The sequence below is a fragment of the uncultured Vibrio sp. genome, from assembly GCF_947488985.1.
GTDB lineage: Bacteria > Pseudomonadota > Gammaproteobacteria > Enterobacterales > Vibrionaceae > Vibrio.
Genome location: NZ_CANLBV010000358.1, coordinates 1 through 286, shown reverse-complemented (window position 1 = coordinate 286; position 286 = coordinate 1). Strand labels below are relative to the sequence as shown.

Here is a 286-nt window from a genome sequence, read left to right as displayed (position 1 = left end):
GACGTGCCCGTGATACAGCTCGCTGTTGAGCGTGGTTACTTACAGTGGGGAGCTTGCTCAGGTGGCTCTACGCCTCTTATTAAAACCGTCATAGCGACTCAAGGCGACCAACTGGCGTTTGATGATGTCGTGAGCATGAACGGTCAACCACTAACGAATTATGTTATTCATCGAGCTGACGATAACGGTCGCACGTTACCTTTACTTGACCCCTTCACGGTCGCGGAGAATGAATTTTTCGCGTTATCGGAATACGCTCCGAGCAACAGTTTTGATGGGCGTTATT

1 protein-coding gene is annotated in these 286 nt (G+C 49.7%); it reads left to right on the top strand.

Annotation, left to right across the window (positions count from 1 at the left end):
* The coding region (locus tag Q1A70_RS20640; RefSeq protein ID WP_299697703.1) for a S26 family signal peptidase at positions 1–286 on the top strand (286 nt) is incomplete at both ends.